The sequence below is a fragment of the Micromonospora sp. WMMD723 genome (genome assembly GCF_049863385.1).
GTDB lineage: Bacteria > Actinomycetota > Actinomycetes > Mycobacteriales > Micromonosporaceae > Micromonospora > Micromonospora wenchangensis.
Genome location: NZ_JBMKNR010000001.1, coordinates 5,034,627 through 5,053,600, shown reverse-complemented (window position 1 = coordinate 5,053,600; position 18,974 = coordinate 5,034,627). Strand labels below are relative to the sequence as shown.

Genomic DNA, 18,974 nt, shown 5'->3' with positions numbered 1-18,974 from the left:
TGAACGGGGCCGCCACCGGGCACGCCAGGTGCACGCCAAGTGGTGCTTGCTGTGCTGGACGGATGAAGAGAATCCTCGCCATCGGCCTGGCGCTCACCCTCAGTGCCGGGCTGACCGTGACCGCGGCCGGAACCGCCCTCGCCCGCCCCTACTGCGACGTACCCAACCCGCCACCGGCCTGCGACGACGGCCCGGCCGAGCCGACTCCCCCGCCGGTGGGCAGCGACAGGTACCCGATGGGCTGGCTGGAGTCGTGGGAGTACGTCGGCGGGGCGGTCCGGGTCAGTGGCTGGGCCAGCGACCCCAACGGCGGCCCGGTGCAGGTGACGGTGCAGACCGACGTGCCGCCGGCGGTGACCCGCCCGGCGAACCTGTGGCACGTCGAGCGGGGCGGTTTCGTCGGCTTCTCGTTCACCGTGCCGAGTTCGGCGCTGGCCGGGGTGCACACGTTCTGTATCACCGCGAACAACGTGCCCGACGGCAGCCAGCCGGTGCCGGAGGTCGTGCCGCTGTCGTGTCCGCAGTACCGGATCAGCCCGGCGACGCCGAGCGGGCTGACGCTGTCCGCCGGCTACCAGGAGGGCAAGCGGACGTTGGACGTCACCTTCACCGACAACTCGGTGCGGGAGGACAACTACCGGATCGACCTGAGCTGGCTGCAGACCACACCGGACGACACCCCGACCGATCCGGGGCTGCCCACCACCCCGCCGGGCGGGCCGTCGCTGCCGACCCCGCAGCCCACCTGGGGTGCGCCGATCCCCACCACCGAGGTCGGCGTCGCGCGGGCGGTCATCTACGGCACCCCGGACACCGGGCGGCGTACCTGGCACTTCACCCACATGCCGCAGGCCTTCGTGCACGTGGTGGTGGTCGCGAACGAGGCCGGTCTGACCTCCGCCGCGCTCAGCGGGGGCATCTCCACCCGCTGAGCGGGGGCCGGGCGTGACGGCGGTCGGCGTGCTCGGGCCGGTGCGGGCGGTCCGCGACGGCATGCCTGTCGACCTCGGCGCGCCCCGGCAACGTGCGGTGCTGGCCCGGCTCGTCGCCGGCGGCGGGCACGTCGTGTCGGTGGACCGGCTCGTCGACGATCTGTGGGCGGGCGACCCGCCGCCCCGGGCCCGGGCCGCCCTGCAGGTGTACGTGTCGAACCTGCGCCGTGTCCTGGAACCGGACCGTCGCGCCCGGACCCCCGCCCGGGTCCTGGTCACCGTCGCCCCCGGGTACGCCCTGCGGCTACCGACCACGCAGGTGGACGCCTGGCGGTTCGAGGCGGCGCTGCGGTCGGCGACGCCGGACACCGCGCCCGGTCCTGTCGCGGCGCTCGCCGTCCTCGACGCGGCGCTCGCCTGCTGGGGTGCCGACGCCCCGTACGCCGAGTTCGGTGGCCAGCCGTGGGCGGACCGGGAGGGGGAGCGGCTGACCCAGCTCCGGGCGGGCGCCGTCGAGCAGCGCGCCGGGCTCCTGCTCGAACTCGACCGACCGCACGAGGTGGTGCGCGACCTCGACCCGCACGTCCGCGAGCATCCGCTGCGGGAACGGGCCGCGATGCTGCTCGCGGTCGCCCTGTACCGCCTCGGTCGGCAGGCCGACGCGTTGGACGTGCTGCGTACGATCCGTGCGACGCTGGCGGAGCAGTTGGGCATCGACCCCAGCCGGGCCCTGCGGGCCCTGGAGACGGACCTGCTACGGCAGAGCCCCCGGCTGGAGCCGGCCGTCCCCGGGCCGCCGGTGCGCGCCGATCCCGGCCCGCCGTCGGCGGCGAGCGGGCCGCCCGCCGCGCCGGACCCGCACCAGGTGTGGGGACGTACGGCGGAACTGACCCGGCTGCGGGCGGCGGCCGACCGGGCCGCCCGGTCGGGGCTCGGCATCTGCTGGCTCGGCGCGGAGGCCGGGGCGGGGAAGTCGACGCTGGTGCGGCAGCTCGCCGGGGCCCTCGCCGACGCCGGGTGGCGCACGGCGGTCGGCACCTGCCCGCCGGTGGCGGGTGCTCCGCCGGCGTGGGCGTGGCGTGAGGTGGTCGCCGCCACCAGGCGGTTCCTGCCGCCCGGGGAGACCGGGGACCGGGACCTGCGCCCGCTGACGGACCCCGCCGGGCCGGACGACACGCGGGGCGGGTACGACGAGTTCCACCTCTGTCGGGCGCTGTCCGCCCACCTGTCCCGGCTGACCGGGCACGGTCCGCTGCTGCTGGTCGTCGAGGACGTCCACCACGGCGACGGGGCTACCCTGCGGGTGCTGCGGCAGCTCGCCGCCGCGCTCACCGGCGCCCCGGTGCTGGTGGTGGTGACCTACCGGCCGGACGAGATGACCGACGACGTGGTGGCGGCGCGGGCGGCACTGGCCGGCGTACCGGCGGTCGAGGTTCCGCTCGGTGGTCTCGACGCGCAGGCCGTCACCGCGTTGCTGCGCCGGCACGGCGTGCACGACGCCGCGCTGCTGCGCACGGTCCGGGAACGCGCGGCGGGCAATCCGCTGTTCGCCATCGAGCTGGCCGGGCTGGTGGCGGCGGAGGGGCCGGCGGCGGCCCGCGACGGGGTGCCCGCCGGCCTCGGGCACCTGCTGGCCCACCGGTTGGCACGGTTGCCCTCGGACGCGCGGACGGTGCTGCGGCACGCCGCGGTCTGTGGCGTGGAGGTCGACGTCGATCTCCTGCTCGCGGTCGACGGCGGACCGGAGGAACCGGTCCTCGCCGGCCTGGAGGCCGGCGTGGCGGCCGGCCTGCTCGTCGAGCCCGCACCGGGGCGGGTGCGGTTCGCCCATGCCCTGATGCGCGACGTGCTCTACCACGGCCTTCCGTTGCTGCGCCGGACCCGGCTGCACGCCCGCGTCCTCGCGGTGCTCCGCGAGCAGCGACGCGACGACGTGGCCACGTCGGGACGGCAGGCGCTGGCGGCGCTCACCCCGTCCGCCGGCGGTGTGCGCCGGCCGGCGAGGGCGGAGGTGACGGTCGGCCATCCGGCCGCGCCCGGATGAACAGCCGCCGGGAGGGACAGGACGTTGCCGGACGGGGACGGCTACCGGGTCCGGGGCCGCTGGAGGGCGAGGTGGTCGAGCAGTTGGGTCAGTCCGTCGTCCCGGGGCGCCACCTCCAGCGCCGGATCGTCGGCGAGGACCGCCTGTTGGAGCAGGTGCAGCCGCTTCGACGGCTCCAGCCCCAGTTCCTCCACCATGGAGGTGCGCAGCCGGTGGAAGACCGCCAGGGCCTCGCGCCGCTGGCCGCTGCGGTGCAACGCCACCATCAGCTGCGCGCAGAGGTTCTCGTTGAGCCCGTGCTCGGCGATGAGCAGGGTGAGTTCGGCCAGTACGTCCTGGTGGTGGCCGAGGCGCATGCGCGCCTCGATGCACTGTTCGACGGTGGTGAGCCGGGTCTGTTCCAGCGCCTTGAGGCGGGGCTCGGCCACGGTTCCGGCACGTACGTCGGCGAGCGCCGGGCCGCGCCAGAGCGCGCAGGCGCGCACCAGCAGCGCCGCCGCGTCGACGTTCTCACCGGCCGCCAGGGCGCGTCGACCGGCCGAGGCGAGCTGTTCGAACAGGCGCAGGTCGAACTCGTCGGGGCCGACCCGGAACACGTAGCCGCCGGGGACGGTGACCAGCACCCGCTTGGCCACCTCGGCGACCGGGACGTCGAGCAGGCCGGCGAAGCACTTGCGGATCTGGAGCACGTACGTCTGGAGCGTGGTCAGTGCACTGACCGGTGGGGACGCGCCCCACAGGTCCTGGATCAGCGCGGAGACCGGCACGGTCTGGTCCGCGTTGAGCAGCAGCAGGCCCAGCACGCTGCGGGGTTTCGGGGCGGTCGGTGTGGCGGTGTGACCGGCGTGGGCGAGCACGAGCGGTCCCAGGATCTGGATCTCCATTGCCTCTCCCCCAGAGCACGAACTGCCCGCGTCGACGTGCCGCCGCGGGGGCCGAACGACAGCGGAAACCACACCTATCCATAGACAGGCGTCAGCTACAGGCGACATTCGGGCCTTTTCGCGTCGCAGTGGTGCGACGTTCGACTGAGAGGCTAGCCGGTTTCTGAGCGATCGTCGTCAATTGTTCGAGCAATTTTCGAGGATCGGGGGGAAAACCGAGGCCAGACCCCTCGGCGAGGCGGAAGAGCAGGGCCCTGCGGTGACCCGGGACGGGCGGCAGTCACCCACACATCGACATCATTGATGGCCTTCATTAAAAAACGGGATGGGTCGCCCCGAAGCGTCCCGAGCGCCACGCTTCGGACGGGCCGGTTCACCGCCGGCGCAGCGCCGCCGCCCCGACCCGCCAGAGGATCTCCGGACGGCGCAGCCGGGCGGGGCCGGCCGTCAGGTTGACGACCTCCAGGAAAGCCCGGTGGACCACCTCGTCGGTCACGGTGGCGTGCTGGACCGCCTCGGCCAGGCCCCGGCGCAGCCGCCAGCCGAACGGTCGGGCGACGGTCACGTGCGGCAGGTAGCAGTCCTGCGCGGCGGAGAAGTCCCAGGCGTCGTCCACCACCGCCCGCACCCGCCGGAAGTACCCGTACGCCGGCCGGTCCACCGCGCCCGGCTCGGCGAGCCACTCGCCGAGCGCGACCGCCTGCAGGGCCGCCACCGAGATGCCCTGTCCGTAGGTCGGGTTGAACGAGGCGACCGCGTCACCGATCGCCACCAGCCCGGCGGGGAACCGGTCCAGCCGGTCGAAGTCCCGGCGGACGCTGTCGGGAAAGCGGTGCACGTACACCTCGCTGGCCGGCTCGCACGCGTCCGGCAGCAGCCGCAGCGGGGTGGCCGGGTCCGACCGGCAACGCTGCAGGAACCCGCCCAGGTCACGGCCCGGCCGCCGGTCGCCGTAGCCGCTGACCAGCGTCAGCCAGCGGTTCCCCTCGACGGGCGTCATCGAGCTGGGTCCGGTGCGCGCCCGGCTCGGCGTGTGGACCGAGTACACCGCCACGTGCCCGGCCAGCCGCTGGCCGGGTTCCCGGTGGAACAGGCAGGTGGCGTAGCCGAGGTCCAGGGCCATCCGGCGTTTGTCGGGGGCGGGGTAGCCGAGCCGGCCGAGCCAGTCGGCCAGCCGGCTGGACCGCCCGGTGGCGTCCACCACGAGGTCCGCGCCGTGCCGCTGGGCGTCGGTGTGGCCCGGGGCGCGCACCAGCGCCCCGTCGACCCGGCCGGCGGTGGCGGTGAGCCCGACCGCGGTCCCGCCGACCAGGGCCACGTTGGGCAGCGCGAGGACCCGCCGGCGGAGGTGCCACTCCAGGAACGGCCGGGACACGCTGACCACGCTGCCGCCACGTACCGGGACCTTGGCCCGGCCGTTGAGGAACCACTGCGCGCCACCGGGACCGCTGGTGACCAGTTGGCCGCCCTCGCGCACCATCTGCCGTACGACGCCGGGCAGCAGCCGGTCGATGACCGTCCGGCCCCGGCCGAGCAGGGTGTGCGCCTGGCTGCCGTGCGGCGCGCCACGGCGGATCACCGGGGCGTCCGCCAACCGGTCGGGCTCGACGATCCACACGTGGTCGGCGTGGTCGGCCAGGACCCGGGCGGCCACCAGGCCGGCGATGCTGCCGCCGAGGACGAGCGCGGTCCGCATCAGCGACCGACGGCCGGCCGGGGGCGGCCGGGCCACGCCGACGCGCGGGCGACCGCCAGGACGTGACCTGGCAGCTCCCGGTGGGTCACCAGGACGCCGGGGGCGTCGACGGCGGCCCGCCACGCCGGTGGCGCCGGCGGCGCGGTGCGCCAGCGCAGCAGCCGGCCGCCGCACAGCCCGGTGCCGTGCAGCTTGGCCACCGCCTCCTTGCCGGTCCACAGCGCCAGGAAGTCGACGCCGAGCCGTTGCGCCGGCCGACCGCGTAGCCAGTCGGTGTCCTCCGGGGCGAACCACCGCCGGCTCAGCGCCACCGCGGGCAACGGGCGCAGCGCCTCCACGTCGACGCCGACCGGTCCGTGTCGGGACACCGCCACCGCGACCAGGCCACGGGTGTGGCTGACGCTGGTGTGCCAGCCGGTGGCGACACCGCGCAGCACCGGCGCACCCGTCGCCGTGTGCTCCACGGTCACCGCGGCCGGCGGGACGCCGGCCAGCGCCGCGGCCGTCTCGACGAGTAGCGCGCGGGCCGTCGCCCGCCCGTCGTCCACCGTGCGGCGCAGCCGCACCACCAGGTCAGCCGGCACGACGGTACGCCCCGACGGAGCACCCGACCGCAGCGACCGCACCCATTCGATCCCCCACGGCTCCCCATTGACGACAATTGTCAGCGCACCCTGGTTAATGCGAGGATGACCGGGCCGAATCGACCATACCGAGGCGCCTGCGGGCCCGGCCCGCACTTCTCTGGACATTCACTAGAGTCTCAGTGGAGGGCCATCCGTGGCGCGTGACGACGATTACTTCCGCAAGCGGCTGCTCACGGTGCTCTGTGCCACCTGGACGGCGCAGGCGTGTTCGGTGTTCGCCCTGCTCGGCCTGGCCGACCGGATCGCCGCGGGCACCACCGGCGGCGGCGAGCTGGCGACCGCCGCCGGACTGGACCCGGTGGCGCTGCGCCGGTTGCTCGCCGCGCTCGCCGACGCCGGTGTCCTGCGCCAGACCGGTCCCGACGACTTCGTCCTGTCCGGCATGGGGGAATACCTGCGCACCGACGTCCCCGGTTCGGTCCGCGACACGGCGGTCCTGTACGGCCAGGAGGTCTTCGCCTCGTTCGCCGGCCTGCTCGACACCGTCCGCACCGGCCGGCCGGCCTTCACCGACCGCTTCGGCGAGTCCTTCTACGAGTACCTGGGCGGGCATCCCGAGCTGGCCGCGACGTTCAACGGGGCGATGTCCACCGCCCCGGAACCGCCGCCGCCCCCCGCCCGGCTGTTCGACGACGCCCGTACGGTGGTGGACCTCGGTGGCGGCGACGGCGGCCTGCTCGCCGACCTCCTGCGGGCCCGCCCCGGGCTGCGCGGGGTCCTCGTCGAGCTGCCCGAGGCCGCCGCCCGGGGACGTGCCCGGCTCGCCGCCGCCGGGGTCCTGGACCGGGTCGACGTCGTCGTCGGCAGCTTCTTCGACCGGGTGCCCACCGGCGGGGACCGGTACGTGCTGCGGCGGGTCCTGCACAACTGGGACGACGGGAACGTCGCCCGGGTGCTGGCCCGGGTACGGGCGGCGATGCCGGCCGGGGCGCGGCTGCTGGTGCTGGAGGAGCTGCTGCCGGCACAGCCGCAGCGGGCCGGCGCCGGCGCGGGCACCTGGGGGGCACCCCGCAACCGGATCGTGGATCTGCTGATGCTGGTCCTGATGGAGGGCCGGGACCGCACCGCGGCGGAGTACGGCCGGCTCCTCGCCGACGCCGGCTTCGCCGTCACGGGCGTCACCGACGGCGCGATCGAGGCAGTCCCGGTCTGAGCCGGCGGATCGGCCCCGACCCGCCGGGGCCGACTCGTCGTTTCCCGGCTCAGCGGGCGGACCGGGTCAGCAGCAGCCCCTCCTGGGCCACCGTGGCCACCAGGTCGCCGTCGCGCGTGTACAGCCGACCGGTCGCCAGGCCACGACCGGCCGCCGCCCACGGGCTGTCGCAGTCGTACAGCAGCCACTCGTCGGCCCGGCAGGGTCGGTGGAACCACACCGTGTGGTCGATGCTGACGCCGAGGTCACCCGGACCCCACTCGGTCGTGTGCCCGGCCACCATCGCGCTGAGCAGCAGGGGCAGATCCGAGACGAGCACCAGCGCGCCGGCGTGCAGCGACGCGGCGTCGGGCAGCCTCCCGGCCACCCGTACCCAGGCCCGACGGTGTGCCTCGCCCGCCCGCTCCCCGTCGGTCCGCCCGCCGGGCGGCGGGCCGAGGTACCTGACGTCGAACGCGAAGAGCATGTCCTGCACGGCGGCCAGCCGATCGGGCGCGTCGGCGAGCAGCCGGGCCAGGGTCGGCACCTCGTGCGGCGGCGTGACCTCGGGCGCGGGCCGCCCGTGCGCCGGGCCGCTGCCGGGGTCGTGGAACGAGGCGGTCAGGAAGAAGATCGGGGTGTCGCGCTGGAGGGCGACCACCCGCCGGGCGGACATGGACGGGCCGTCGCGCAGGGTCTCGACCAGGTAGGTGACGGGCCTGCGGCTGTCGCCCGGCCGGGTGAAGTAGGCGTGCAGCGAGTGCACCGGTCGACCGGAGCGCACGGTGTGCGCGGCGGCGGTCAGCGCCTGGGCGGCGATGAGCCCCCCGTACCGGCGGGTGGTGCCCCGCGTCGTGCCGCGTCCGGAGAACACCCCCGCGACGGGCACCAGCCGGTCCGTGCTGACCGACGCGGGGTCGACGGGCAGCAGGTCGAGCAGCCCGACCACCTCCTCCACGACCGCCCGGCCACGGTCGGCGGCGGTCGGTGCACCGCTCATCGGGCGAGGTACCTGTCGACCTCGTCGGCGGCGACGAGCGTGCCGTGGGGTTCCGCGCGCATCTGCTCGCCGAGCTGTGCCGCGCGCCGCCGCAGCGCGGCGGTGGTCAGGCGGGACATGCCGGAGCGCAGCACGTCCTCGGACAGGTCGGTGAACCGCACGTGCACACCGACGCCGAGCCGTTGCAGCTGGTGGCCCCAGAACGGCTGGTCGGCGTAGGAGGAGCAGACCATCGTGGGGATGCCCGCGCGCACACCGGCGGCGGTGATGCTGGCGCTGCCGTGGTGCACCACCATGGCACAGTGCGGCAGCACCAGGTCGTAGTCCACGTAGGGCACCACCCGCAGCTCCGGTGACGTGGACGGCGCGACCCCGGCCAGGCCCCAGCCGGTGGCCACCAGGGCACGTACCCCCAGCGACCGGCAGACCCGCCCGATGCCCGCCATCATCGCCGCCGGGTCCGCCACGTGCGTGCTGCCGAACGTCAGCAGGGCCGGCGGCTCGCCCGCCGAGAGCCATCCCGCGAGCTCCGGATCGAGGGTGGACATCCCGGCGCGGTCCAGGTCGTCCGGGGTCAACCGGAGGTCACCGACGATCGGCCGGTAGGCGTCCCAGGTCAGGCCCGGCACCAGGGTGGGACTGTAGCCCTGCAGCTCCAGCGGTCGCCGCAGCTGCTTCGGGGGCGGCGGCATCGCGGGGAGGCCGAGCTGGCGACGGAACGCGAACATCAGGTCCCGCCGGTACCGCCAGGCCCGTCGGGTGTAGTGCAGGTAGGTGGCCCGGTTCGCCGCGGCGGTCGGCAGCGGGTCGAGGGCCACCAGCGGATGCGGCACCACGTCGTTCGGCCGCGACGGCGTGAGGTCGTACGCGATCAGCGGGACGTCGTACGCCTCGGCCAGGGTCGCGGCCCACTGCTCACTGACCACGGCGCAGACGATGGCCTCGGTGCCGGCGGTGATCTCGATCGCCTCGTCGCCGAACCGGCGGCCGTAGTCCCGGTACGCCTCGATCGTGATCTGGAGGAAGGAGTCGAGGGTGCTCTTGGTGACCCACTCCCGGCCCCGCTCGGTCTGCATCATCGACTGCTGGTTCCAGCCGACCGGCACCACGTCGAGGCCGAGCTGCCGGGGCAGGTCGACCAGGTTCATCGACGCCCCGACGCGTACCTCGTGGCCGTGGCGGGCCAGCTCGGCGGCGAGTGCCGTCAGCGGATGGACGTCACCGCGGCTGCCGAGCGCCAGGACGGTGATGCGCATCGTCGTTCCCCTCTGGTCCTCGGTGCGGCGTCGACCCGTCGCCTGCGTTCAGGTCGGTGGAGAACGCGAGTTCCCGCTGGTCCTCCAGGTCCGCCAGGCGCGCGGTCAGGCCGCGCCGGATCGCGGCGTACGCGTCGCTGCCGAGCGCGAGTCGCAGCGGGGCGGTCGGCCCGGTGGCGACGTCGACCACGGCGGCGGCCATCTTCGCCAGGTCGCCACGGCACGGCAGGCGGCCGTCCTGCGCCCGGCGACGCAGGATCGCCGCCGGGGTGCCCGCGTAGCCGGGCGACGCGGTGGTCAGTTCCTTGCTCCGTCCGAAGAATCCGGTGCTCACGGTGCCGGGCTCGACGATCGTCACGCCTATCCCGAAGCCCTTCACCTCGGCGGCCAGCGACTCGAAGAAGCCCTCCACGCCCCACTTGGTGGCGCAGTAGACGGCCGTGCCGGGTGACCCCCGTTGCCCGGCCATGCTCGACACCTGGATGATCCGCCCGCCGCCCTGCGCGCGCAGGTACGGCAGCACCGCCCGGGCCAGGTGGATGGGGCCGGTCAGGTTGGTGCGGATCTGCCTGTCGACCTGCTCGCCGCTGGCCTCCTCGGCCGCGCCGACCAGCGCGTAACCGGCGTTGCTGACCACCACGTCGAGGCGGCCGAGCGCGCGGGCGGCGTCCTCGACGACCTGCCGGATCTGCTCCGGATCGGTGACGTCCAGTCGGGCCGTCCACAGTGTTCCCGCGCCGGAAGGTCGCAGGTCGGCCAGGGCGCGCGGATCGCGGGCGGTGGCCGCCACCGTCTCGCCCCGGGCGAGCAGTTCGGCCACCAGCGCCCGGCCGATCCCGGTCGAGCTGCCGGTGACGAACCAGACACGCGGGGACGCGGTCATGCCCCGGCCCACTCCGGGACGTCCAGGATCTCCAGGACCGCGCAGGACAGGGTGGCCGGTGCGCCCCCGTACAGCAGCAGGTGGTCGCCGGCGGCGAGCTGACCGGTGACCAGCAGGTGGTTGAGCGACAGCAGCTGGTCGCTCGCGCCGGTGTGGCCGACACCGCGACCGAACTGCCAGGTGGTGCGCTCCATCGTGATGCCCAGCGGCTCCACCAGGTCGTGCTGCACCATGTACGCCGCCGCGTTCCCGCAGATGACCCGGGTCATGTCGGTCAGCTTGCGGTCCGCCTCGTCGAGCGTGCGGTCGATCAGGTCGAGCCGGGCCCGGTTCCTCAGCTCGGCGGCGTCGGTCAGCGACATCACGTTGTCGCGGAAGTACTCGGCCCGTTCGCGCATGTCGATCGTGCGGCCCTGGCCCGCCGCCGGTGGGTACAGCGGCTCGCCGCCCCGGTACAGCGGCTCCACCTCGGGCACGGCGACGCTGCCCACGGCGCGTACCCGGGCGAAGCCGTGGTCGCGGTCCAGCAGCAGCGCGCTGCCGGCGTCGCCCAGGATGAACCCGGGTGCCGAGTTCCACCTGTCGATCAGCGGCGAGCCGAGGTTCTCCGCCGTGGTCACCAGCACCGTCGCGCCGGCCGCCGCGCCGGCCAGGTGCCCGGCGGCGATCTCCAGCGCCGCGAACACGCCGTTGCAGCCCAACCGGACCTCGAACGCGGGGGCCGCCGTTCCGACGACCTCCCGCTGGATGTACGGGCCGGGCAGCCACATCTCCGGGCCCTGGTGGTGGATGGAGGCGTGCAGCACCAGGCCGATCCCGGTCGGGTCGGCGGCGGCGCGGGTCAGCGCCTGACGGGCCGCGTGCACGGCCATCTCCGGCGGTGAGACGTCCCCGGCGACGCAGGTGCCGGTCAGCCGGTTCTCCAGGTAGGCGGCCGGGCTGTAGTCGCCGCGCCGGGCGGCCTGGCCGGCGTCGACCACGGGGGGTTGGAAGACACCCAGCCCGGACAGGTGAACGTTGGTGATCTTCAAGCGCGTCTCCCGGGTCGGCCGGCCATGGCGCCACGTCCGCCTATCGCAAGGACTGTAGTTGCCCCGCGCGCCGGGGCGGTGCACGTGACCTCGACGCCTGACTGAGAACTGCTCGAGTTCCGCCGCCGCTCCGCCTTGCGCACCCGTGGAGGCCATTTCCGGCGCATTGACCGCCGCGAGTGCCCGTTGATAGCTTCGGCCCACTCATTTCGGCAGTACGTCGTCGACCGACGTGATGACGCCGCAGGTCGTCGGTGACGGAGGACGACGTCGTCGACCGACGCCGGCCCCGCCGCTCCCGCGCCATCCGACAGGAAGGTAGCCCCACCATGTCAGCCGACGAGGTCCTGGCGTTCACCCTGCAGTCGCTGCGCGAGATGAACTTCTACACCGACGACACCGGCCCCGACTCGATGCTCGGCCCGTCCGGTGTGGACCTCGACTCGCTCGCCGTGTCCGAGCTCGCGCTGCGGGTCGAGGACCAGTTCGGTGTGACGTTCGACGACGACGACATCGAGACCCTCGCCATCATGACGCTCGGCGAGTTCGCCGCGGAGGTGGCCCGGCGGGCGGAGCTGATCCCGCAGGCCGACGCAGCCCGCGGCTGACGGCGCGACGGGCGACACCCGACGTACGACATGGTGGCGGTGACCGGCGCGTCCGGTCACCGCCACCGTTCGTGCCGGGCCCCGGCCGCGCCGGTGAGCGGGGCCGGGCGGACCGGGGCCGGCGGACGGCTACGCGGGGCGACCCGCACCGCCCACCGGCCCGGCCCCGTCAGCGGCGGCCGGCCTCGCCCAGCTGGCTGAACACCTCGCCAGCCAGCTCGGCGACGCTGTGGCCGCCGAGCATCTTCGCGATCGGCAGCAGCATCCCCAGGTCGCGCTGGACCCGGGTGCGGACCTCCACGGCCATCAGCGAGTCCAGGCCCTGCCGCTTGAGCGGTCGCCGGGTGTGCACCTGCGCCGACGGCATGCCCAGCACCTCCGCGAGGACCTGGGCCAGGTAACGCTCCACGGCGTCCCGGTCGGTCAGCGTGCCGGCCACCCCGGCCCCCGCCTCCCCTGGCCCCACCGGTGCGGGAGGGGTCGGCACGGGGGCGGGTGGGGCGGCGGTGACCGGGGCCGTGGTGACCGGGGCGGTGGCCTCGGGTCGCGCCGGGGGTGGGGCGGTGGACGGCGGCGACCAGGGCACGACGGACGCCGGGGCGGCGGGCGCGGCGACGGCGGTGGGGTCGGCGAGCAGGTCACGCAGTAGTGGCGAGGTCGCCGCGTCCGGGTGCGCGGTCGCCCACCGCCGCCAGTCCGCCGGCAGCACCACGCCGTGGGTGGCGTCGCGGGCCAGCAGCAGGCGCAGCGCCTCGATGCCCTCCCGGGGGCTGAACGTGTCCATGCCGGCCGGGTTGATCGCCCGGCCGTGCTCCCGGCCGACCCGCGCGGGCATGCCGACCGACCAGAAGCCCCAGTTCACGCTGAGCGCGGTCTGACCGGCGAGCCGACGCTGGTCGGCCAGCGAGTCCAGGGCGGCGTTCGCGGCCGCGTACGCGCCGAGCATCGGGGAGCTGAGCACCGCCGAGCCGGAGGAGAACAGCACGAAGAAGTCCAGCGGCTGCCCGGCGAACAGCCGGTGCAGCACGGCCGCGCCGGTGACCTTCGGGCGCAGGACCGCCGACAGGGTCCGGTCGTCCAGCTCGGACAGGGCGCGGTACTCGATCACCCCGGCGGCGTGCACCACGCCCCGGATCGTCACGCCGTCGGCCTCGTGCCGCCCCACGACCGCCCGCATCGCCTCCTCGTCGGCCACGTCGACCGCCTCGTACGCCACCCGCACCCCGTGCCGCCGCAGCTCCGCCAGCCGGTCCGCGCCGCCGGTCCCCGACAGCGGGGTACGCCCGGTGAGCACGATGTGCCGGGCCCCCTCGCGGACCAGCCAGTCGGTGACCACCCGGCCGAGGTCGCCGAGCCCACCGGTCACCAGGTAACCGGCGGTCGGATCGATCCGCACCGGCCGGTGCGGGGCCGGGGCGGGCTGCGGCGCGGTCAGCTCCCCGACGGACACCAGCACCTTGCCCACGTGCCGGGCCTGGGCCATGTGCCGGAACGCGCCGACCAGGTCGGTCGCGGAGAAGACGCGGTACGGCAACGGTTCGAGCAGACCGGCCTGCACCAGGGTCAGCGTCTCCTGAAGGATCGCGCCGAGCCGGCGTGGTTCGTTGAGCCCGAGGTCCACCACGTCGACCACGAAGAACGACGCCCCGCGCGCCAGCAGCCGCAGGTCGAGCCGGGTGCCCTCGACCAGGTCACGCCGGCTCAGCTCGACGTAGCGCCCCCGGTCGGCCAGCAGCTCCACGCTGCGGAGCAGGCCCTCCCCCGCCTGCGTGTTGAGCACCACGTCGACGCCCTCGCCCCGGGTGGCGTCCCGGATCTCGTCGGCGAACCCGGTGCCCCGCGAGTCGGACACGTGCGTGACGCCCATCATCCGCAGCAGCGCGCGTTTGTCCGGGCTGCCGGCGGTGGCGTACACCTCGGCACCGCGCCACCGGGCCACCTGGACCGCGGCCAGCCCCACCCCGCCGGTGGCGTGGTGGATCAGGACCCGTTCGCCGGGCCGCACCTGCGCCAGCTGGACCAGCGAGTGGTACGCGGTGACCATGGCCACCGGCACGGTGGCGGCCTCCTGCGCGGTGAGCCGGGCCGGCCGTCGGCGTACCAGGTGCGCGTCGACGCAGAGGTGGCTGGCGGCGGGTACGCGCAGCGAGATCGCCACCACCTCGTCGCCGGGCCGCAGTCCGGCCACGCCCGGTCCGACCCGGGTGACCGTGCCGGCGCACTCGCCGATCATGCTCGCGGGCTGGTCGGACAGGCGCGGATACAGGTCCATGGCGATCAGCACGTCGCGGTAGTTCAGGGCGAGGTGGTCGGCGCGGACCTCCACCTCGCCCGGCCCCGGCGGCCGGCGCGGCACCGGCACCAGGCGCACCCCGTCGAGCAGGCCGGGCGAGGTGACCTGGAGCTGGTGGGCGACGTCGGCGTCGGCCGGCCGGCCGGCGGGCGTGGGCAGCAGGCGGGCGGCGTACCGCTGGCCGTCGCGCAGCGCCACCTGGTCCTCCGGCCCGACACCTGCCAGTTCCCGGTCCAGCGCGGCGGCGAGTTCGGCGGACGGGCCCGCCGGGTCCAGGTCGACGAGCGCGCAGCGCAGTTCCCGGTGCTCGTGGGCGACGACCCGGCCCAGGCCCCACAGCGCGCCCTGCCACATCGACACGGTCCGGTCGGCGTCGCGCACCCGGTGTGCGCCCCGGCTCACCAGCGACAGCCGGGGCGGCTCGGGTAGGCCGGCGTCGGCCAGCGCCCGCAGCAGCCGCAGGACGCTGCCGCAGCCGAGGCGTTCGGCCTCCCCGGCCGCCTGCTGCGCCGACTGGGAGCTGTCAGGCTCGTCAAGCGTCCAGAGGTGCACCACCTCGGTCGGCGCGAGGCCGTCGAACCCGGCCCGGACGTCGGCGAGCAACCGCCGGTACTGTGCCGGTGCCGTCGGGTCGATCTCGTACCGGTCGGCCGCCAGCCGTTGGTATCCGCCGCCCGCGAACACCCGGACGTCGGCGGGCAGTGCGTCGCCGACGCCGGACCGGTCGGCGAAGACCAGCCGGCGCTCGGCCGGCCGGGGCGCGTCGGGCAGCGCCGGCAGCGGCTGCCACCGCAGCTCGTGGAACCATCCGTCGGGGTCGCGTACCGAGTCCGGGGGTTGCAGGTACTGCAGGCGCAGTCCCTCGATCTCGACGATCACCCGGCCGTCGGCGTCGGCCACCACGAGGTCGCCACAGACCGAGTCGGACCGCCAGGCGGTGACCGCGACGGCGTGCGCCCAGCCGGGGACGCCCGAGTCGGGGTGGATCGTCACCGCGTCGATGCCGCCTAGGACGAACGCCGACGACCGGTCCTCGGCCGGGATCAGCGACGCGAGGACCTGCCCGCACGCGTCCAGCAGCGCCGGGTGGCAGGTGTACCCGGCCGGGTCGACCCCGGCGGGCACCTGGATGCGGCCGAGTGCCTGACCGTCGCCCGTCCAGAGTTCCGCGACGCCCTGGAACGCGCCCTGCCACTCGTTGCCCCGCGCGGCGAAACGGCGGTAGAAGTCGACCCCGGTGAGCTGGTCGGGGCAGGCGGCACGGGTCGCCTCCACCGGCAGCCGGCGTCGTTCGGGCGGCGGGGTGCGGGTGACCGTCGCGGTGACGTGGGTCGTCTCCGCCCCGGTCACCGCCACGTCCCAGGTGTCGGGCCCGCGCGGGGTGAACGTGGTGGACAGCGCGGGCGGCGGCTGGTCCGGGCGCAGGAACAGCGCGTCGAGATAGCGGATGTCGCGCAGCACGGGTGTCTGCCCGGCGCAGATCCCGGCGGCGGCGGTGTGCAGCAGCTCGACGTACGCGGTGCCCGGCACGACCACGGTGCCCTGCACCCGGTGATCGAGCAGGTACGGCTCCCGGGCCGGGTCGACGACCCGGTCCACGCGGTGCGGGGCCGGCTGTCCGGCCGGGGTCGGGGCGAGCCAGTACCGCTGGCGCTGCCACGGGTAGGAAGGGAGCCGCACGTAGCGGGGCGGGGGCCCGCCGACCACCCGGCGCCAGTCGACCGGGCAGCCGGCGCGGTGCAGGGCGGCGACGGTGTCGAGCAGGCTGGCCCGTTCCGGCTCGTCGCGGCGCAGGCAGCCGACGGCGGCACCGTCGGTCCCGGCCGCCGCCAGGGTCTCCTGGATGGCCGGCAGCAGGATGGGGTGCGGGCTGATCTCGACGAACACCGTGTCGCCCGATCCGGCGAGGTGTGCCACCGCGGCCCCGAACCGCACCGGTTCGCGCAGGTTGCGGATCCAGTAGGCGGCGTCCCAGCCGGAACCGTCGCAGGGGGCGTCGTCCACGGTGGAGTACAACCGGACGTGACCCGCGCGGGGGGTGACGTCGCCGAGGTCGGCCAGCAGGTCGTCGCGGAGCTGGTCCATCTGCGGGCTGTGCGAGGCGACGTCGACCCGGACCTGCCGGCAGAACACGCCGCGTTCGTCGAGGCCCGCGACGATGGTGGCCAGCGCCTGCGGGTCGCCGGAGAGGACCGTCGAGGTGGGGCTGTTGCTGACCGCCACGGACACGAGGTGCTCGTGGCCGGCCAGCGCGGCCCGGGCGTCGTCGGCGGACAGCTCCACCGAGTACATGACGCCCTGCCCGGCGACGGTGCGCAGCAGCCGGCTGCGCCGGCAGATGACCGCACCGGCGTCGGCGAGGCTGAGCGCGCCCGCCGCGCCGGCCGCCGCCACCTCGCCCATGCTGTGCCCGACCACGTGGTCGGGCTCGACGCCCCAGTCGCGCAGCACGGCGCAGAGCGCGGTCTGCATCGCCCACAGGGTCGGCTGGACGGTGTCGATGGACGCCGGGGCATCCGTCTCCCCCGTCAGCCGGGCCAGCAGCGACCAGCCGACCTCGGCGCGGATCACCTCGTCGCAGCGGGTGAGCGTGTCGCGGAAGACCGGTGAGCGGGCCAGCAGTTCGCGGCCCATGCCGTCCCACTGCGAGCCCTGCCCGGGGAAGACGAAGACGACCGTGGGCCGGTCGCCGTCCACCGGCGCGGACGCGGTGCCGCCCAGCCGGGGGCGGGACTCACCGGCGGCGTACGCCCGAAGCCGCTCGACCAGGTCGTCCGGTGACGCGCCGACGGCGGTCAGCCGGTTCTCGTGGTGGTCCCGGCGGGTGGCCGCGCTGAAGCACACGTCGCGCAACGGCAGGTCCCGCCCGTCGCCACCCGGCCCGAGGAACCGCGCGTAGTCGGTGGCGAGGGCGGTGAGCGCCTCCCGGTCGGGTGCGGAGAGCACCAGGAGCTGCGCGGCGTCCCCGTCGGGCGTGTCACCGTCGGCGGGCGCGGGCGCGGGCGCCGGTGGGGTGTACTCGCCGAGCACCACGTGCGCGTTGGTTCCGGAGATGCCGAACGAGCTGACCCCGACCAGGCCCGGCCGGTCGGTCTGCGGCCAGGGGGTGCGTTCCCGCACCAGCCGTAGCCGCAACCCCGCCCAGTCGACCGCGTCGGTCAGCTCGGTGGCGTGCAGGCTCGGCGGGATCTCCCGGTGCTGGAGCGCGAGCACCGCCTTGATGACCCCGGCCAGCCCGGCGGCCGCCTCGGTGTGGCCGATGTTCGTCTTGACCGAGCCGACCAGGCAGTGCCCGTCCCGGCCCGCGCCGGCCACCGCGCCGAGGGCGCCCAGCTCCACCGGGTCACCGGCCGGGGTCCCGGTGCCGTGCGCCTCGACGTAGTCCACCAGCGTGGCGGACACGCCCGCGTCGGCGTACGCCGCGCGCAGCGTCTCCTCCTGGCCGGGCTGGGAGGGTGTGAGCAGGTAGCCGCCGGACTGGCCGTCGTTGCCGACCGCGGAACCCCAGATCACCGCGTGGACGGCGTCGCCGTCGGCCTCGGCCCGGTCCAGCGGTTTGAGCACCAGCACGGCGACCCCCTCGCTGCGGACGAAGCCGTCGCCGTGGGCGCTGCCGAACCTGCACCGGCCGTCGGCGGAGAGCATCCGGGCCGCCGAGAACGGGATGGTCTCCTCGGGGGCGATCACCAGGTTCACCCCGCCGGCCAGCGCCAGTTGGGTCTCCCCGTTGCGCACGCTCTGGTAGGCCAGGTGCAGCGCCGCGAGGCTGGAGGAGCAGGCGCAGTCCACCGCCATGCTGGGGCCGCGCAGGTCGAAGGCGAAGGACACCCGGCCGGCCAGGAAGCTTCGTGCGCCGCCGGTCGCCGCGTGCAGGTCCAGCACCGACGCGTCGCTGAGCAGCTGCCCGTACGCCGAGGACATGCCGCCGACGTAGACGCCGGTGCGGGTGGTGGACAGCCGGTCGCGGGTCAGGCCGGCGTCGGCCAGCGCCTCGGCCGCGGTCTCCAGCAGCAGCCGCTGCTGGGGGTCCATCCGTTCCGCCTCCCGGGGGGCCACCCCGAAGTAGCCGGCGTCGAACTGGTCGATCTGGTCGAGGAAGCCGCCCCGGCGGCTGACGATCCGGTTCGGCGTGCCCGGCCGCGGGTCGTGGTAGGCGTCGATGTCGTACCGGCTGGCCGGCACGTCGGTGATCGCGTCGCCGCCGTCGCTGAGCAGACGCCAGAACTGCGCCAACCCGTTGGCACCGGGAAACCGGCAGCCGATGCCCACCACGGCGACCGGTGTCCCGCCCGGTGTGTGCGCCGACTCGTCCCGTCCGGTCATCCGCCCCGCCTCTCTCGGCGTCGTGTGCTGGCTGCGCCCCGAGTCTTCCGGCCACCGCTTGGGAACGGCTTGAGAAACCACGGACGCCGGTGGGCAGACCCGCTCGCCTTCCGGTCGGGACCGTCGGCGCGGGGTCCCGGCCGGCAGTGCCCGGCGGTGGCCGTCCTTGAGAACGGCTCGACGACAGCTCTCGGACAGGGCCGGGGACGATGCCACGGGTCGACAACGACCATCGTGGATCGATA

At 75.1% G+C, this 18,974-nt stretch carries 12 protein-coding genes; 4 read left to right on the top strand and 8 right to left on the bottom strand.

The features are described 5' to 3' along the window. The first annotated feature begins 62 nt into the window (after positions 1-62). Both ACN261_RS21970 and ACN261_RS21965 read left to right on the top strand, forming a co-directional pair. The gene (locus tag ACN261_RS21970; protein WP_425851894.1) at positions 63-932 is read left to right on the top strand and encodes a hypothetical protein; all 870 of its coding nucleotides are present in this window, start codon (positions 63-65) and stop codon (positions 930-932) included. Between the two features lie 13 nt (positions 933-945). Beyond that, positions 946-2,976 carry a BTAD domain-containing putative transcriptional regulator gene (locus tag ACN261_RS21965; RefSeq protein ID WP_421481545.1) on the top strand — a complete coding sequence of 677 codons (2,031 nt, stop codon included), beginning with the start codon at positions 946-948 and terminating at the stop codon, positions 2,974-2,976. Positions 2,977-3,017: 41 nt separating this feature from the next. Here the strand turns inward: ACN261_RS21965 and ACN261_RS21960 are convergent, their stop codons facing one another. From ACN261_RS21960 to ACN261_RS21950, 3 genes are all read right to left on the bottom strand, one after another. Then, on the bottom strand, positions 3,018-3,860 hold the full coding sequence (locus tag ACN261_RS21960; RefSeq protein ID WP_421481544.1) for an AfsR/SARP family transcriptional regulator: 843 nt from the start codon (positions 3,858-3,860) through the stop codon (positions 3,018-3,020). 373 nt (positions 3,861-4,233) lie between these two features. After that, positions 4,234-5,556, bottom strand: coding sequence for an FAD-dependent oxidoreductase (locus tag ACN261_RS21955; protein WP_421481543.1), 1,323 nt, complete (start codon positions 5,554-5,556; stop codon positions 4,234-4,236). Then, the gene (locus ACN261_RS21950) at positions 5,556-6,140 is read right to left on the bottom strand and encodes a 4'-phosphopantetheinyl transferase family protein (protein WP_421481542.1); all 585 of its coding nucleotides are present in this window, start codon (positions 6,138-6,140) and stop codon (positions 5,556-5,558) included. Before ACN261_RS21950 ends, ACN261_RS21955 begins: the two co-directional genes overlap by 1 nt. A 196-nt stretch (positions 6,141-6,336) precedes the next feature. Between ACN261_RS21950 and ACN261_RS21945 the strand changes: the two genes are divergently transcribed. Next, positions 6,337-7,356 carry a methyltransferase gene (locus ACN261_RS21945; protein ID WP_425851890.1) on the top strand — a complete coding sequence of 340 codons (1,020 nt, stop codon included), beginning with the start codon at positions 6,337-6,339 and terminating at the stop codon, positions 7,354-7,356. Between the two features lie 49 nt (positions 7,357-7,405). On the opposite strand, the gene ACN261_RS21940 is transcribed toward ACN261_RS21945, so the two are convergent. The 4 genes from ACN261_RS21940 to ACN261_RS21925 are packed head-to-tail and all read right to left on the bottom strand — an operon-like array spanning position 7,406 to position 11,505. Beyond that, positions 7,406-8,335 (bottom strand): acyl-CoA thioesterase domain-containing protein, encoded by a 930-nt coding sequence (locus ACN261_RS21940; RefSeq protein WP_421481540.1) that lies wholly within the window; start codon positions 8,333-8,335, stop codon positions 7,406-7,408. Beyond that, on the bottom strand, positions 8,332-9,591 hold the full coding sequence (locus ACN261_RS21935) for a glycosyltransferase (RefSeq protein WP_425851888.1): 1,260 nt from the start codon (positions 9,589-9,591) through the stop codon (positions 8,332-8,334). The genes ACN261_RS21940 and ACN261_RS21935 overlap by 4 nt, the downstream gene beginning before the upstream one ends. Further along, a complete protein-coding gene (locus ACN261_RS21930) occupies positions 9,554-10,474 on the bottom strand; it encodes an SDR family oxidoreductase (RefSeq protein ID WP_425851886.1) in 921 nt (306 codons plus the stop codon). The genes ACN261_RS21935 and ACN261_RS21930 overlap by 38 nt, the downstream gene beginning before the upstream one ends. Further along, a complete protein-coding gene (locus tag ACN261_RS21925) occupies positions 10,471-11,505 on the bottom strand; it encodes a ketoacyl-ACP synthase III family protein (RefSeq protein WP_425851884.1) in 1,035 nt (344 codons plus the stop codon). Before ACN261_RS21925 ends, ACN261_RS21930 begins: the two co-directional genes overlap by 4 nt. 329 nt (positions 11,506-11,834) lie before the next feature. Here ACN261_RS21925 and ACN261_RS21920 point away from each other — a divergent pair, with 329 nt between their 5' ends. Next, a complete protein-coding gene (locus ACN261_RS21920; RefSeq protein WP_363654658.1) occupies positions 11,835-12,113 on the top strand; it encodes a phosphopantetheine-binding protein in 279 nt (92 codons plus the stop codon). Between the two features lie 169 nt (positions 12,114-12,282). Here ACN261_RS21920 and ACN261_RS21915 read toward each other — a convergent pair whose 3' ends face one another. Next, positions 12,283-18,729, bottom strand: coding sequence for a type I polyketide synthase (locus ACN261_RS21915; RefSeq protein ID WP_425851882.1), 6,447 nt, complete (start codon positions 18,727-18,729; stop codon positions 12,283-12,285). Between the last annotated feature and the right edge of the window lie 245 nt (positions 18,730-18,974).

Bases quoted from the DNA above. Each gene is read 5' to 3' on its own strand.
- ACN261_RS21970 (WP_425851894.1), top strand. From the start codon at position 63: ATGAAGAGAATCCTCGCCATCGGCCTGGCGCTCACCCTCAGTGCCGGG.
- ACN261_RS21960 (WP_421481544.1), bottom strand. From the start codon at position 3,860: ATGGAGATCCAGATCCTGGGACCGCTCGTGCTCGCCCACGCCGGTCAC.
- ACN261_RS21955 (WP_421481543.1), bottom strand. From the start codon at position 5,556: ATGCGGACCGCGCTCGTCCTCGGCGGCAGCATCGCCGGCCTGGTGGCC.
- ACN261_RS21940 (WP_421481540.1), bottom strand. From the start codon at position 8,335: ATGAGCGGTGCACCGACCGCCGCCGACCGTGGCCGGGCGGTCGTGGAG.
- ACN261_RS21935 (WP_425851888.1), bottom strand. From the start codon at position 9,591: ATGCGCATCACCGTCCTGGCGCTCGGCAGCCGCGGTGACGTCCATCCG.
- ACN261_RS21930 (WP_425851886.1), bottom strand. From the start codon at position 10,474: ATGACCGCGTCCCCGCGTGTCTGGTTCGTCACCGGCAGCTCGACCGGG.
- ACN261_RS21920 (WP_363654658.1), top strand. From the start codon at position 11,835: ATGTCAGCCGACGAGGTCCTGGCGTTCACCCTGCAGTCGCTGCGCGAG.
- ACN261_RS21915 (WP_425851882.1), bottom strand. From the start codon at position 18,729: ATGACCGGACGGGACGAGTCGGCGCACACACCGGGCGGGACACCGGTC.